The 15,528-nt window shown below is 70.0% G+C and carries 9 protein-coding genes; 6 read left to right on the top strand and 3 right to left on the bottom strand.

Annotated features, from left to right (window positions below; all coding sequences use genetic code 11):
• Nucleotides 1–7: 7 nt before the first annotated feature.
• Complete coding sequence (locus ACFXHA_RS19575; RefSeq protein ID WP_379359581.1) at nt 8–1,897, bottom strand: dynamin family protein; 1,890 nt, start codon at nt 1,895–1,897, stop codon at nt 8–10.
• A 96-nt stretch (nt 1,898–1,993) separates the two neighbouring features.
• Nucleotides 1,994–3,898, bottom strand: coding sequence for an IniB N-terminal domain-containing protein (locus tag ACFXHA_RS19580; protein WP_379358624.1), 1,905 nt, complete (start codon nt 3,896–3,898; stop codon nt 1,994–1,996).
• A 317-nt stretch (nt 3,899–4,215) separates the two neighbouring features.
• On the opposite strand from ACFXHA_RS19580, the gene ACFXHA_RS19585 reads away from it, so the two are divergent.
• The 6 genes from ACFXHA_RS19585 (at nt 4,216) to ACFXHA_RS19610 (ending at nt 14,282) form a co-directional block, all read left to right on the top strand.
• Nucleotides 4,216–5,949 (top strand): Hsp70 family protein, encoded by a 1,734-nt coding sequence (locus tag ACFXHA_RS19585; protein ID WP_379358626.1) that lies wholly within the window; start codon nt 4,216–4,218, stop codon nt 5,947–5,949.
• Between the two features lie 22 nt (nt 5,950–5,971).
• A complete protein-coding gene (locus tag ACFXHA_RS19590) occupies nt 5,972–9,073 on the top strand; it encodes a LuxR C-terminal-related transcriptional regulator (protein WP_379358628.1) in 3,102 nt (1,033 codons plus the stop codon).
• A gap of 44 nt (nt 9,074–9,117) precedes the next feature.
• A complete protein-coding gene (locus tag ACFXHA_RS19595) occupies nt 9,118–10,257 on the top strand; it encodes a hypothetical protein (RefSeq protein ID WP_379358630.1) in 1,140 nt (379 codons plus the stop codon).
• Nucleotides 10,258–10,375: 118 nt separating this feature from the next.
• A complete protein-coding gene (locus ACFXHA_RS19600) occupies nt 10,376–11,728 on the top strand; it encodes a S1 family peptidase (protein ID WP_379358632.1) in 1,353 nt (450 codons plus the stop codon).
• A 181-nt stretch (nt 11,729–11,909) separates the two neighbouring features.
• Nucleotides 11,910–13,253 carry a S1 family peptidase gene (locus ACFXHA_RS19605; protein WP_379358634.1) on the top strand — a complete coding sequence of 448 codons (1,344 nt, stop codon included), beginning with the start codon at nt 11,910–11,912 and terminating at the stop codon, nt 13,251–13,253.
• A 195-nt stretch (nt 13,254–13,448) separates the two neighbouring features.
• Nucleotides 13,449–14,282: an NRDE family protein gene (locus ACFXHA_RS19610; protein WP_379358636.1), complete on the top strand. Its 834-nt coding sequence runs from the start codon at nt 13,449–13,451 to the stop codon at nt 14,280–14,282.
• A 212-nt stretch (nt 14,283–14,494) separates the two neighbouring features.
• On the opposite strand, the gene ACFXHA_RS19615 is transcribed toward ACFXHA_RS19610, so the two are convergent.
• Nucleotides 14,495–15,211, bottom strand: a complete 717-nt coding sequence (locus ACFXHA_RS19615) for a hypothetical protein (RefSeq protein WP_379358638.1) — start codon at nt 15,209–15,211, stop codon at nt 14,495–14,497.
• Nucleotides 15,212–15,528: the final 317 nt, after the last annotated feature.

The following is a 15,528-nucleotide window of genomic DNA, read 5'->3' on the forward strand; positions in this document are numbered from 1 at the left end:
AGTCGACTCAGCGCGCGGCGGGTGGGAGTTGCGGCAGCGTGCCGGGGGCGATAGCTGCGTGGGCCTCCGGACCCAGCAAGGCAGCCTCCGGGCCGAGCAGGGCGTTGGCGTGGTGGCGGAGTTCTGCCACCACCCGCAGTCGGCGTTCGAGTTCGGCGGCCCGTTCGGTGCGCCGCGCCGCCTCCAGATTCGCGGCCTCCTGTGCCGCGCGCAGAGATTCGTCGATGGAGCGCAGTGTGCGCTCGGCGATGGCGGTGAAATGATCGCGCAGCAGCCGGTGGATGCGGTGCAGGCGATCCTTGGTCTCCTTGCCGGTGTGGAAGGCGACATCGTCGAGGTAGCGGCGCACCGCCATCTTGCCGTCGGCCCGCCGCTTGGCCAGCCGCGCCCGCTTGTCATCGGTGAACGCCTTGCCGCCCAACAGGACTCCCGCGCCCAGCGAGATCGGATTGATCAAGGCCATCCCGGCCATGGTGCCCACCATGCCGGCCATCACCACGCCACCGTAGGAGCCGCGCACGCCGACCAGCAGCTTGTGGCCCAAGCCAAGATCGGGTTCCAGATCGGCGAGGGTGCACGATTCGGTGCGGGAATCACCGTCCAGGGTGTCGCGCACCTCCGGCAGATCCACCGCGCCCAGGTCGGTGAAATGGGTGGAGACCCGCTCGGCCAGTTTCACCGCGCGGGTACCGGTCCACACCAGATTGTCGCCCACCGCGGAACCCACGGTGGCGGTGAGCCATTCGTCCATGCTGTCCCAGTGCCGGCCCGGATCGTGCTCGTCGATCCAGTCCTCCGCGGTGCGGGCGATATCGCGCAGGCGGTTGCGCAGATCGTGGTCGATATCCCCGGCCAGATCGGTGACGCCGTCACCGAGCGTCTGCTGCCAGGCGGCGGTGTGCCGGTGCAGCTTCTCCGCCTCGGCCTTGGCGGCGTGCAGTTCCCGGATCGCCGCCGCGCCGCGCGCCGGATCGCGCAGCGCCACCAGTTCGCTGCCCAGGGCCAGCGCCAGATGCTCGGCGGCCGAAGAGATGTCGAGAGCGACTGCGCGACGCAGCGCCGCCTGATCCCGGGCCACCACCTGCTCACGCAGGAACTGGAACACCAGCCCGAAACCGGACTCGCGGCCCAGGCCCTCGTCCTGCAGGCGCATGGCGTGCGCCCGCAGCACCGCCGAGACCGGCAGCATGGGCACCTCGATGTCATTGGCGCGCAGATGCTTACGGTTGGCCTCGAACACCTGCCGCCAATGCGGATACAGGTCGATCTTGGTGACCAGCACCGCGACCGCCGGGCACAACTCGCGCACCTGCCGCAGGAAATCCACCTCGGTCTCGGTGAGCTCGGTGGAGGCGTCGGTGAGCATCAGCACCGCGTCCGCGGCCGGAGCCTGCGCGAGCACCGTTGCCGCGCCGGTGGTTCCGTGCCCGCCCAGACCGGGCGTGTCGACCACCACGATGCCGTCGGCGAGCAGCTGACTCGGGGCCTCCAGTTCGAGCCGCAGCACGGCCCGGCCTTGGGGACTCAGCACCGTGCCGCCGTGCGGGCGACCGGTGACCGCGGCGACGGCGTCGAACGGCACCGACTCCCGGGTGTTGGCCCCGCCGTCGGCACCCGCGGCGATCAGGGTCGCGCTCGGCTGCGCGCCGTAGGACAGCACCGTGGTGACCGCGGTGGCCGAATCGTCGGCGACCGGGCAGATATCCAGATTGACCAGCGCGTTGACGAATCGGCTCTTGCCCTGATTCCCCAACCCGGCCACCACGATCCGCCGTCGCGGATCCCGCACCTTGCCCGCCACCGTCTCCAGCCGGGCGACCAGATCCCCGCGTTCCGCGGCCCGCGCCACCGCAATGGCCTCCGACACCATCGTCAACAGCGGGTTCGCCGCCACCATGCTCGTCACGCCAGTTCTCCGAACCTGTTCCAGCCGTCTGTGTTTCGAAAGTTTCATCGCTCACCGCGGCGAACCGCGGTGAGCGACCCCTCAAACCTAGGAGTGCAGCATGTCCCCGACGATGTCCCCACCGGCATGCGTCCCGAGATCCACCCCGGCATGCGAATCCCCGAACAACGAAGCATCCGGCACATGCACCCCACCCCCGAACGCCTGCGAAACATCCACCCCCGCCCAAGGATTGCTCCCCACCCCGTTCAACCCCGCATCCACCGCAGTCACGCCATGCGCCCCGGCATCCACCCCGGCCCCGACCTGCGCGCCGCCCCCGGCAACCGCATTCCCAACCCCGGTGAGCCCGGTATCCACACCACCCCCGAGCTGCGAGCCGACATCCACCCCGCTGTGCAGCCCGGTATCCAGCCCCGAACCGACCCCCGCCGCCGCATTACCCACACCCGAAATGCCCGTGTCCAAGCCACTTCCGAGCTGGCTGCCCAAATCCACACCCGTGTGCAAACCGCTATCCAGCCCCGCACCGACCCCGGTACCGACATTCGCGGCACCGTTGAGCCCCGTCTCCAGACCCGCACCGAGCTGAGTACCAGCGCCAACCGCACTATCGAGCCCGCCACCGAGCTGAGCGCCCAGATCCGTACCGGCGTGCAAGCCACTGTCCAGCCCCGCACCGACCCCGGCCGCCGCATTACCCACACCCGAAATGCCGGTATCCAAACCACTTCCGAGCTGCGCACCGAGGTCCGTGCCGACATTCGCCGCACCACCGAGTCCGGTCTCGAGTCCCGCGCCGAGTTGCGTTCCCGCACCGACCGCACTATCGATCCCGGCACCGAGACCGCCGCCGAGCTGCGCACCCAGGTCCGTACCGGCGTGCAGGCCGCCGTCCAAGCCCGCGCCCAGCTGCGTGCCCGCGCCTACCAGGGAGTCAGCCGCGCCGGAAACACCTGTCTCCAGGCCGCTTCCGAGCTGTGCGCCCGCATCGGCAGCGCCGTTGAGGCCGGTTTGTACACCGAGTCCGGCGTTGAGCGCGCTGTCGAGGCCGGTGGAAAGCCCTGCGCCGAGACCGGTTCCGAGCTGCGCGCCGAGGTCGTTCGCGACGTTCACCGCGCCATCGATACCCGCACCGACGCCGAGCGCGGAGTCGAGCGCGCCACCGAGACCGGTCTGCAGGCCCGCACCCACACCCGCCGCGGAATTCAGTGCTCCGCCGAGGCCCGCCTGCAAGCCCGCGCCGAGGTTGGCGGCCGCGTCGGCGGCGGTCGTGAGGCCCGCGCCGAGGCCGGTGTCGAGGCCCGCGGCGGTGGTGAGGGCACCGGTCAGGCCCGCGCCCGCCTGGGTGAACGCGTCGACCGCGCCCTGGAGACCGGTTTGCAGGCCGGCACCGGCGTCGAGGGCGGTGGTCAGGTCCGCGGTGGCCTGGGCGCCGAGGACGCTGCCGAGGTTGGTTTCGAGGCCGGTGGCGATGTCTCCGGCTGCGCCGAGCGCGCCGCCGAGGCCGGCGGTCAGGCCCGCGCCGAGGTCGGCGGCGGCACCCGCCATCGCGCCGAGGTTGTCGGCGAGGCCGAGGTTGAGTCCGGCGTCGGTGCCGCCGTTGAGGAGCACCTGGGTGGCGGCCGCGCTGCCGAGGTTGAGGCCTGCGTCGGTGCCGAGTCCGGCCGAGCCGCCGAGTCCGGCGGAGGCGCCCGCGTCACCGTTCACGCCCGCGCCGAGGCCGGTGTCGGCACCCACCCCGGCGCTCACACCGGTGTCGGCGCTGAGCCCGGTGGCCCCGCCCGCGGCGATGATGTCGGACAGCTGCGAACCTCCCGCTACCAACGCGGATTCGGCCACCATGGGCGCGACGGCGGCGATGTCTTCGGGCGTCACATTGTCGAGTCCGGCGGCGGCCAAGGCCCCGCCCGGATTGTCGCAATAGCTGACGGCGGCCTCGTGGTCGCGCAGCAGGTTGAGGATGAACTCGAGAATTGCGTTGGGGCTCATGGCGAATCGTCTCCCTGGATGGGCGGGCCCCGCTGACCCGCACTGCTCGAATTTCCTTTCACGTTACGAAGGCGACTTGTTACGCACAGCGGGGTGAACTCCCCCATCTGTGGGGACGCCCGACTAGGGGGAAAGGTGGACATTAGGGGAATTTCCCCATACCTGTCGGGGAATCGGTAACGACATCCCCCCAGCTACCGACAGGCTCGGTGGGCCGCCCGGCCCGAACTGAGGATTTCGTACATATCGGACCGAAGAGCTTTCGGGCAGCACACGATTCAACCGAAGCGTGTTCTGGAAATGACAGGGGATCTCGAATGAGTCAGGGGCTGGCGCTCGGCATTACCGTCGGGTCGCTGAATACCGTTGCCGTGACGACTTCGGGGGGACAACCCAGAGTGCGCACCCGGCCCAGCATGCTGGGCACGGAACCGGAGGTCGCAGACAGTTTCCTGTCCCGGGTCGGGGATCCCGTGGACATTCGCACCAGGGACGGATCCGCTGTTCGCGCCGCGGATCTGGTGGCCGCGGCCATCGGCCGCGCCCTGGACGAGGCAGGCCCGACCGGCGCGGTCGTCACCTGCTATCCGGCCTGGTGGTCGCAGCACACGGTCGAGATGCAGCGCACCGCACTGGACGACGCCGGGCTGGACACGGTGGCGCTGGTCCCGGAGCCGGCGGCCGCCATGCGCTGGCTGCAGGAGGTGCACGAATCCAGCCATGACGGCGCGATGGTCGTTTACGACCTGGGCGCTACCGGCCTGACCGTTTCGGTGGCCCGAACGGGAGCCATGTCGGGCTTGCTGGGCGAACCGGTACGTACCACTGCGGTGGCCGGTTCCGAATTCGATCTGTTGACGATGCGTTATGTCCTGGCCCATGCGGTCGGCGAAAAGGATTTCGATCCTTTCGACCCGTTGGTGGAACAAGAATTGTCATCGCTCCGTTTGCGTTGCAAAATTGCGAAGGAAACGCTCTCCACAAATACCGCCACCATGGTCCCGGTGCGTTTGCCGGGCCTGGGAAATATGGACATACGACTTGTTCGCGACGATATCGAGGAACTGCTGCGCGGCCCGCTGCTCGGCTCGACCGATCTGGTGCGTGAGGCCATGCGCCGCGCGGGCGTGACCGCCGCCGATCTGGACGGCGTCCTGCTCACCGGCGGCGGCGCCGGCATCCCGCTGGTAACCGAGTTGCTTTCCACCGAATTCGGCATCCCGGTCGCGGCCGCCGCCGACCCGGCCCACCTGAGCGCGCACGGCGCGGCCCTGCTCGCCGCCGACCTACTCGCCGATATGACCGAAACCGAGGCCCACCCGGCCATCGCGGTCGGCCGCGCGGGTCACGCCGCGGCCGACACCGCCCCGCCTCCGGCCCGCACCGCGGCCGGACTCCCGCAGCGCATCAGCGCCGACTCACTGGTCGAACCCCCGACGGGCAACCGCGACGAGGCGAAACAACCTGCACCCATACGTATTCCGCCGCTGCCCGAGCTGCCGGACGAGGAGCCCGGCGGCTTCCGGCACTGGAAGCGGGTAGCGGTGCTGGGCGCGGCCGTCCTCGCAGTCGCCGCGATCACCACCGGCACCCTCGCGATGGGCACCGGCACGACGTCGACGCCCGCGAATCGCAATACGCCGCAACCGCCTTCGACCTCGGCGGTGGCCATCGCCACGCCCGCTCCGACGGGTGCCGCCCCCACCTCCGGCGCCCCCGTCGCGGGCAGCCCGGTCATCGCGACCAAGGCGGCCCAGCAGCCCGGCGGCACCAAGCCCGCCACCGCCACCACCCCCGCGAGTGCACCCACCGGCGACGCTGCCGCGCCCGCACCCGCCGATACTCCTGCCCCACAACAGAATCCGGTGGCAGCGCAGCCCCCGCAGCCCGCACCCGCCCCGGCGCAACAGCCGCCCTCGACTCAGCAACAGGCACCCGTGCAGGTGCCGCTTCCCTCGCTCCCCACGGGAGCCCTGAACAACGCCGTCGATCAGCTGGGCAACGCGATTCCGCCGGTGCCGACGCAGATCGTTCCGCACACCGGCGGCTGAGAGTTGGTTCTTCGTGACAGGCATGACCCCGGTAGCGCTCGATTCGCTTCCGTGCGCGCGAGAGATATTCCGGGAACTCGATTCCGACGACAGCGCCGCCGCGCTGTACCTCATCAGGGGCCGCTCCGGCACCGGTAAGTCCACGCTGCTGGGCGCCATCCGCGCCCGGCTGCGGGCCCGCGGCGTCCCCCAGACCGACAATCCGGCGGCCGCCCTGCGCCCGTCCCGCACCGACGGGTATCCGGCCCGTACGGACGGATATTCGGGGCGGGCCGACGGTCATCCGGGTCGCGGCCGGATCGCTCTGGTCGTGGATGATGCCCACGCGCTGGGCGCGGCCGAGTTCGATCTACTGTGCGCGGCCGTCGCGGCCGGGGAGTTCCCGGTGGTGATCGGATTGCGTCCCCGCCCGCACGACACCCGGCTGCGCAGCCTCACCGATCTGGTGGCGCGCCGCGGCCGGGTGATCGATCTGCGGGCCCTGGGCGCGACCGAGATCGCGCCGTTCGCACGGGAATTGGGCATGATGGTGCCGCGCGGCCTGGCCCAGCACATCCACCGCCAGACCGGCGGCATCCACGGCGGTGTGGTGGCGGCCCTGTCCGCCGCCTGCGCGACCCGCCTGGACGCGGGCGTGACCGCGGTCGATCAGGCGGTGACGGCGTGGGCGCGGGCCCGGCTCGACGACGCCGACCCGGAACTGCTCGACACCCTGGTGGTGGCGGCCATCGGCGCGGGCCTGGACACCGGTGAACTCACCGAGGTCCTCGACCTGACCGCCACGGCCGCACAGGATCTGGTGGATCGCGCCCGCGGCAGCGCACTGGTGACCGACGCCGATCTGCTGCTCGCCCCGGCCGTGGCTCCGCTGCGCACCCTGGTCGGCGACCGCCGCTTCCTGACCGTGGCCCGGCGTCTGCTGCACGCACGCCTGGATGCCGCACTGCTGCGCGATCACACCGCGCTGCTGCTCGCCGAATCCGGCGTCCGCGACGAGCGGCTTGCCGAATTCCTCTGTGCCGCAGCGGAGAAGGCCGGTTCCGAGGCGGTCCGCTACTACACGGCCGCGGCCGCCGCCGGTGCCGACCCGGACGCCCTCGCGGTGCGTTGGGCCGATGCCGCGGCCCGCGTCGGGGACGGTGAGACCGCGCTGCGGCTGGCCGAACCCGCCCTGGCCGATCCGGTCCTGCCGCTCGCCGATCTGGCCGCGGCGGTCCGCATCTGCGCCGGAGTCTGGACCCGCCGGGGTCTGGCCGATCGCGCCGCACAGCTCTACACCTGGCTCGGCCCCACCCGGGTGGGTCCGGACTGGGCGGTCGCCGCGACCGTGCTGTATCTCTCCGGCGATGCCGCGGGCGCACAGACCCTTTCGGTGAACTCGGCCCAGTGGCCGCCCACCGAGGCGACCTCGCGGGCCGCCCTGATCGCCAACGCCCTATTCGATTCCATCGGCTCGTCCGATGCTCCGATGGATCTCGCCCGCGACCCGATCCCGGCCCGAAACCCGCGCCGCGCCGCCGGTCCGGCCGCACCCGAATTCCCGCCTCCGCCCACCCGCGAGGCAACCTCGTTCGGTGCGCACCGCTATCCGAATGCCCTGCAGCCCAGTCCCGCTCGTCCGGATTCGACCGCTGTCGGCAGCTTCCCGGCGGTGAACGGCAACCGCGCGGAGCATGCGATCGCCGCGGCGAACACCCCCGGCGGGGTCTCGGCGAGCAACTTCGGCACCGCCTCGGCGCCGACCGGATTCACCGCGGAGATGTGGGCGCTCGCACCGACAACGCTTGCCGTCCAACGCTTCACCAGCCCCGGGCGGGCGCATCGCGGTGCGGCCGTCGCGGCGGCCTCGGCACTGATCCACGCCGCACATTCCGGACCATCCCCGGCGGACGACGGCGGCGACCGCTTCCTCCCGTGCTCGGCCGTATCCATCGCGGTCCTGTTGTGCCTGAGCATGGGCGACCCGCGGCGCGCGGCAGACGCCCTGCGCCGCAGCCACAATGCCGGACACCGGGCCGACCCCGCAGCGCACGCCGCCGACGCTGCCGCACGCGCGGCCACCGATGCGCCGCGCCCGGCGGAGAACTTCCTGCGCCCGGCAACCGGAGGCGCACAGTCCGCGGACGCTGCCTCGAACCCGGCGGCCGCACCGGGCGGCGCAGGGGAGGATCCGCAGCGCTTGGTGCTGGGCGCGTGGGTGGCCATGCTGGGCGGCGATGAGCACGCCGCGGCCACACTGATGTCGGAAGTCCCGCTCGCGCAGCTGGATCCGCGCGATCGCCTGCTGGCGCACGGGGTCCTCGTCGGCCTGGCGCGCCGCGGCGGCGACCACGCGGCACTGGCGCTGGCCTGGCAGCAGGCCACACCCCTGTTCGACGAGGTCGGCGCGGACCTGCTGACGCTGCTGCCGATCGGCGAGCTGTGGCTGGCCGGTATCCGGTTGCGCGACGAGGCCCGCCTGACCGCGTTGGTGACCGCCGCGGATGAACTGCTGCGCCGCCTCGGCCAACCGCCCGCCTGGTCGAATGCCTTCCACTGGTACGCGATTCAGGCGGCCATCGCGCAGGAGAGCCCGGAAGCCCTGCTGCCGCACGCGCATCGACTCAAGACGGCCGCGGCGGCGGGTGACCCGCAGGCGGCCGCGCTGGCCGACGCGGGCCGCACCTGGGTGCTGGTGTTGCGCGGTCACGTGGTGCGCGAACAGGTCGAGGGCGCGGCGGCCCGACTGGCCGGACTCGGTCTGCGCTGGGACGCGGCCCGGCTGGCCAGCGAGGCCGCGCTGGCGGCCCGCGATTCGGCCACCGCGACCGCCCTGCTCAAGCTGGCCCGCACCCTGCGCGCGCAGGCGCGGCCACCCGAGTTGCCGATGCGGACGCCCGTACCCACGGCCCCGCAGCCACGACCGGAACCGATCACCGATACGGTGCTCAGCGAACGCGAACGCGAGGTCGCCGAATTGGTGCTCCTCGGTTTGACGTACCGGGAGATCGGGGCCCGGCTCTACATCTCGGCCAAAACCGTGGAACATCACGTGGCTCGGATGCGGCGTCGGATCGGTGCCGGGTCGCGTTCGGAGTTATTGTCAATGCTTCGCGCCATGGGTCACGGTTCACTCCTCGTCTGACCCGGCGCGAGAGGACCCGGACGCACCGAGTGAGGTAGAGAAGGATGGCCACTGGGGTGGGCCTGCGGATCGCGGACGACGAATCCGTCGTAGCCGTGGTGACAGGCGACGATGCCACACTCCCGGTGCACTACACCGTGCGCGAGTCCGTGCTGCACATGTCCGAGGACGGTGACGCCGTACTCGGCGGGGAAGCGCCGGAGGGCTACACGCACTCCATCCGCGATTTCGTGGGCGCGGTCGGCGACCCGGCCGGCCTGGCGGTCGACGACGGCGAGGCGTACCGCGCCGAGGATCTGATGGCGACCGCCGTCTTCTGCCTCATCGGCCAGGCGGCCGAGCATCTCAACGGCCCGGCGGAGTTCTATCTGGCTCATCCGACGAGCTGGCCGGACACGCACATTCGCGCGCTGCGCGAGGCCCTCGACTATCTGGGTCTGAAGTCGGTGGTGCTGGTCGCCGAGCGCGACCTACCCCCGGCGGACGAGGACACGGGCAAGACCATCGCCTATCAAGCCGCGCGCGCGGCCCTGGCGGCGGTGCTGTCCACTCCGGCCGGGGTCACGCCGCCCGATGCCACCGCGTCCGCCGCGAACGCCGCCGATGTCACCGATGTGCTGCCCGCCCTGCGCTCCGATCTCGCGCAGGCCTATTCGGAGGCGGTCCCCGCCGTCCCCGCGGACACCGCCGTCGAACCGTCGGTCACCCGGGGCATGCCCCAGGTGATCGTGTCGTCCCGCGCCCCGCGCGCCAATCGCGGCCCGTACATCATCGCCGCGGTCGCCGCGACGATCGGTTTGCTGCTGGGTGGCGTGGGGATCGCCGCGGTGATGCGGCACGACAACTCCACACCCGGCCCGCCGCGCGGCGAGGTGCGTTCCGAGCCCGCGGGTTCCGCGGGCGCGGCGCCGCCGCTGCTGCCGCCCACCGGATCCGACAAGCCGACCGCGGCCGCGCCCGCACCCGCCGATGTCACGGATGCGCCGGTCACCTCGGACCCGCCGACCACCACGGTGCCGCCCCCGCCGCCGCCCACCACCGAGGCGCCGACGACGACACCCAGCCCGACCCGCACCACGCCGCCGACCACGACACGCCCATATCCGCCGATCTATCAGTACCCTCCTGTGCCGACATTCGAACCGCCGCCGCTGTTGGACCCATGGGGACTGACTCAGCACTGATTTCGTAGAGACCTTCGGTGCTTTGTGCCCTAAAGTGGTGCGCTGACCGACCTTCCGGAAGGTAACCGGATCCTGGTCTCGGAATGCCGGTCTGCTGGGTGCACTACGAAGGGACTCCATGCGCAAGTTCATGGCGCGCCGCGCCACGGTTCGAGCTGCCACCATTGCCGTTGCCTCGACCGTTCTCTTGGGTCCCTTGCTCAGCACCGCCACCGCCGACCCAGCGTCGGTGGATCAGCTTGCCGCCGACAAACTTCCGGCGGAGCTGGTTACCGCCATTCAGCGTGATCTGAAGATGTCGCCCGCCGAATATCTGGATCGGGCCGCGAAGTCGCAGCAATTGCGGGGTTACGCAACGGAATTCCGGTCCCAGCGGCCCGACGATTTCGCGGGCGCCTGGATGGGCACCGACGGCAAGCCGGTCATGGCCGTCACCTCCCTGGATGCCGCCAAGATCGCCGCGGCGGACGGCTACCAGACCCGGTTGGCCCCGATCAGCGCCGACGGCCTGGAGAAGTCGGCCGATCAGCTCAATATGTGGATCACCAGCCTGCCGCGTGATCTCTCGGGCGCCATCAACTCGGTCGCCATCGACTTCCTCAACAGCCAGCTGGTGTTGAGTGTCGCGAATACCCCGGCCGGGCATTTGCTGAATCTGCCCACGCTGATCGCCAATATCAAGGTGATGCTGTCGCCGGATTCGGGTGGCCCGGTGGAACGGCGGCCGATGGGTGGCGACACCTACATCACCGCGCCGACCTCGCTCAGCGATTCGTCGCTGCACAGCGTCGATGTCTGCTCCTTCGGTTTCAACAGTGTGGATTCCGCCGGAAATGCGCTGAACATCAGTGCCGGTCACTGCAATCCGAATGTGGAGCAGGGCACCAGCGCGGATGTCTACCTTCCGAATGTGCGAAATCTGGCGGCCAGCCCGAAGGTCGGCAGCTTCGTCTCCTCGAACCTCGGCGGTCGCAGCGGGCTGGACTATTCGGTCATCAAGCTCAATGACGACGCGGTGCGCGGCGGCATGGATCAGCCGTCGGTGCGCGGCGCCAACGGCACCACGCTGACGATCACCGGTGTGGCCGATCCGATCACCGGTGCGCCGGTCTGCAAGTCGGGCCAATCCTCCACGTTCACTTGTGGTTTCGTGGTGGCCGACCGGGTCGAGACGCAGTTGTTCACCTCGGAGGGCAACTCCAAGACGGTGCGCGGTTTCGCCTCCAGCGCCTGCACCCTGGGCGGTGACAGCGGCGGCGCGATCGTGACCGGCACGCTGGCGCTGGGTATCACCAGTGGTTCGAATGCGGCCGACGCGCCGAACTGCAGCGAGGCCAATACGCAGTTGGCGCAGTACGGTGGAACCGCGTCGCTGGGTATCCCGGTGCGCTCGATTCTCACCGAAATCGATGCCAATTCCGGCGGCGGTATCGGCAGTGGAATTCAGGTGCGGACGCAGTCCGGCGCCTGAGCGAGGGCGATAGCGCCTCGACGGCAACAGCATTAACAGCGGAGTCGGATGTCACCGGAGAGAATCGGACGTCCTTCTCATTGCGCTTGAATCCGACACGCTGGCTGTTTGCCCCCTGAATACCGAAACGTCACCTCGCAATAAGTAGGCATAACGGGCCCGACACCATATAGTCGGGGCCATGCTCCTGCCACGTATGCGCTTCTCCATGCCATCTGCGGGCCGACGACGCCCACAGACCCTTGTCCGCACTGCGGCGATCGCGGCCACCACGCTGCTTGTCGCCGGACCGCTGGCGGCGAGCGCACAGGCGGATCCCACCCCCGCGACCCCGGATCTCCCGGCCGCGCTGATCGACGCCATCACCCGCGACCTCAAGATTTCCCCGCAGGACTACCTGCAGCGCGCGGACGTGGCGCAGAAGGTGGCCGCCTTCGCCACCACCGCGCAGCGTCAGTACCCGAACGTCTTCGGCGGCGCGTGGCTCGACGAGAACGGCAAGGCCGTCGTCGCGCTGGCCCCCGGTGACGGAATCGACCAGGCGCGCAAGGCCGTGACGGACGCCGGCTTCACCGCCAAGGACGTCAGCAAGAGCGAGACCACGCTGCGCGGCGAGAAGAACGCCTTCCAGCAGTGGCTCAAGGATCAGCCCGAGTCCGTGTCGAAGGCCATCCGGGGCGTGGCCATCGACACCCTGAACAACAGCATCGCGGTGCGGGCCGACAAGCCCGGCCTGCCGCTGCCCGGCTTCGTCGATCCGGCCCGCGTCATCGTGATGAGCGCGCCGCCGGTCGGCGGCGAGGGCGTGGACGTGCCGCAGGCGAGCGATATCGCCGGTGCCGGACCGCGGGCCATGGCCGCGGGTGAGGCGTACGCCTCGGTCGCCGGTCGCATGTCGCTGCGCTGCTCGCTGGGCTTCAACGGCACCGACGGCAGCGGCAACGTCGTGAACATCACCGCGGGCCACTGCAACCCGAACATCCCGGCCACCGGCGGCGCCAACTCGCCCGCCGTGTACGCGATGGCCGGCGACAGCCGCGGGCCGCAGATCGGCGTCTTCCAGAAGTCGGTGCTGGGCAACGAGGACTACTCGATCATCAGCGTCAACGGCGACTACCAGGGCGCGCTGAACAACCCGCTGGTGAGCGTTCCGGGCAACGCCCCGATCTCGATCACCGGTGTGGCCGTGCCCGTGGTCGGCGCGCCGGTCTGCAAGTCGGGTGCGCGCACCGGCTTCAGCTGCGGCGTGGTGAACGCCGTCGATCAGACCGTTCAGGTCGGCGACCGCATGCTCACCCAGTCCTTCTCGGCGAATATCTGCGCCCTGCCCGGTGATTCGGGCGGCCCGCTGGTGACCGGCACCCTGGCCCTGGGCATCTCCAGCGCCTCCTCGGTCGCCGACTACCCGATCTGCGAGATCCCGAACCTGATCGGTCTCATCACCGGCAACACCCCGCAGCTGTTCGCGCAGCCGGTGAGCACGGTGCTCTCCGACAACCCGGGGCTGCGGGTCAGCACCACGTAGTCGCGCACCACCACGTAGTCGCGCACCACTGATTCACAGCACCTTCGAAAAGGCCGGTAGCTCAACAGCTACCGGCCTTTTCGGTCTCTCGGCACACCCAAGGTCCCGGAGGGCAGTGCTGAGGCAGCAGGGGGCCATGGGACGGGTGTGGTTCGGGCATAGGCCGGGCACCACCCGCTCGGGCATGCTTGGGGTATGTGTTTGGTGTTGCTGGGCTGGCGTGCGGTGCCGGGGTACCGGTTGATCGTCGCCGCCAATCGGGACGAGTTCTTCACCCGCCCAACGCAATCGCTGCGGCACTGGGACGAGGTGCCCGGCCTGCTGGCGGGCCGCGATATGGGCGCGGCCGGACCGGTGCCCGGCACCTGGCTCGGCCTGCTGCCCGACCGGCACCGGTTCGCGACCGTCACCAATGTGCGTGGGCAGAACGAATTCCGCACCGATGCCCGCTCCCGCGGCGCCCTGCTGCTGGATTTCCTGCGCGGCGACACGGTTCCGGAGAAGTTCGTGCGCGGCGTGGCCGCGGCGCCCGACGACTACAACGGCTACAACCTGGTGACCTCGGACCTGGACACGCTGTGGTGGCACAGCAATCGCGGCGAGCGAACTCCCCGCGAACTCCCGCCCGGCTTCCACGGCCTCTCCAACAGCGCCCTCGCCGGTTCGCTCGAGCCCGATGGCAGCGTCACCACCGGCACCCCGGATCCGGCCTGGCCGAAGGTCCGCGAGGGCGTCCGGGCCCTGCATGCCGTCGCCGCGGCCGACCCCGGCGATACCGCCGGCTACCTGGCCGTCCTGGCCGACCGCACCCGCGCCGCGGACGCCGAGCTGCCCGCTACCGGCCTGGGCCGGCTCGGTGAGCGCGCCGCCTCCTCGCGCTTCGTCTTCCATCCCGTGCACGGAACCCGCTGCAGCACGGTGCTACTGGTTCGCGAGGACGGTAGCTACACGATGACCGAACGCACCTTCGCGCGCTTCGGCCGCCGCCAGGGCACGGTGACCTTCGACGGCGTCCTCGAATTGCCCTGAACCACAAAGGCTTGCCCGGAAGGACCCCGGACAGCCGAACGGCCCGTCTCCACGCGGGAAGACGGGCCGTTCGGATTACTTACCGGGGACTACGCGCCCCAGCCGGCACAGCCAGCGCCGCCGCTGGACGCGGTGCAGAGGGCCTTGAGCAGGCTGAAGAGCAACTTCTGAAAATCCATGGGATTCCTCGATGTTCGATGGGGAGTGGGGTGCTAGTTGGCCCACTTGGTGGTGCCGGCCGGAGCCTGCAGGGTGTTCATCAGGTCGATACCCGCGGCGAGCAGGGTCGGACCACCGGCAGCGATGGTGCCGAGGATGCCGCCCACGCCCGCGCCGGCGACGAGGCCCGGCACGCAGCCGACGGGGATGGTCACACCGCAGCCGATGATCGCGCCGAGCGCGGTGCCGACGAAGCTACCGATACCGATGGCCAGGCTGAACTTCGTGGAGAAGTCACCCATCGCCTTCTGGTTCTCGGCGTCCGAGGCGATGTCCTTCAGCTCGGGCTGACCAGCGATCGGCTGGGCCTGAGCCGCAACCGGCTGGGTGCCGGGCTGGAAGTCGGCCGGCTTGTCGGGAACGACCTCGAGGACCTTGTTGTCGTCCTTGAGGTCAGCCTTCACGGGGATATCCGTGCCGGAGATCTTGAACGCCAGGGGGAACGTCATCGTCGTCGCGCCCTGCGCGTCCTTGACGTTCACGAGGGTCTGCTTGGGATCCTCGGGGGTGGCGCCATCCTGCTGAGTCAGCTCGAAAGTGCCGTTCTTCAGCGTGGAAACGACGGCTTTGACACCATCCTGGTCGACCAGCTTGGTCGAGTAGGCGATATCCGCCACCTTGGTGGGCTCGTCGGCGTGGGCAGTAGACATCCCCACGGTCATTGCGCCGATGACCAGGGCAGCCGCCGCAGTGGTACTGCGAAGCTTCATTCGGTTGGTTTCCAATCCGTCATCAGGTAATCCGCTGTGCGCTCTCCGCCACGCGAGGCCCGGCTTCCCTCGGGCCATGCCTTCGCGCTAGGACGAGTCCTCCCCGAGCATGTGAAGATGCGCACAGCTGTCGGACAGCGTGAGCCTAGTCGATCAACTTACGATTTGCGAGATTCGTTTCTTTCTGCAGGACAGTGCCTTTCAAAGTAAGCCTGCCCTTGGTAAACCCCGCGTTTTGCCGGGATTTACGGTGTGGGAAAACCTGGACACTTAAGTTACCGGCGGGTAACTTACCGTCCATTAGGATACGAGCAACC

The sequence above is a fragment of the Nocardia sp. NPDC059240 genome (assembly GCF_042753865.1).
Lineage (GTDB): Bacteria > Actinomycetota > Actinomycetes > Mycobacteriales > Mycobacteriaceae > Nocardia.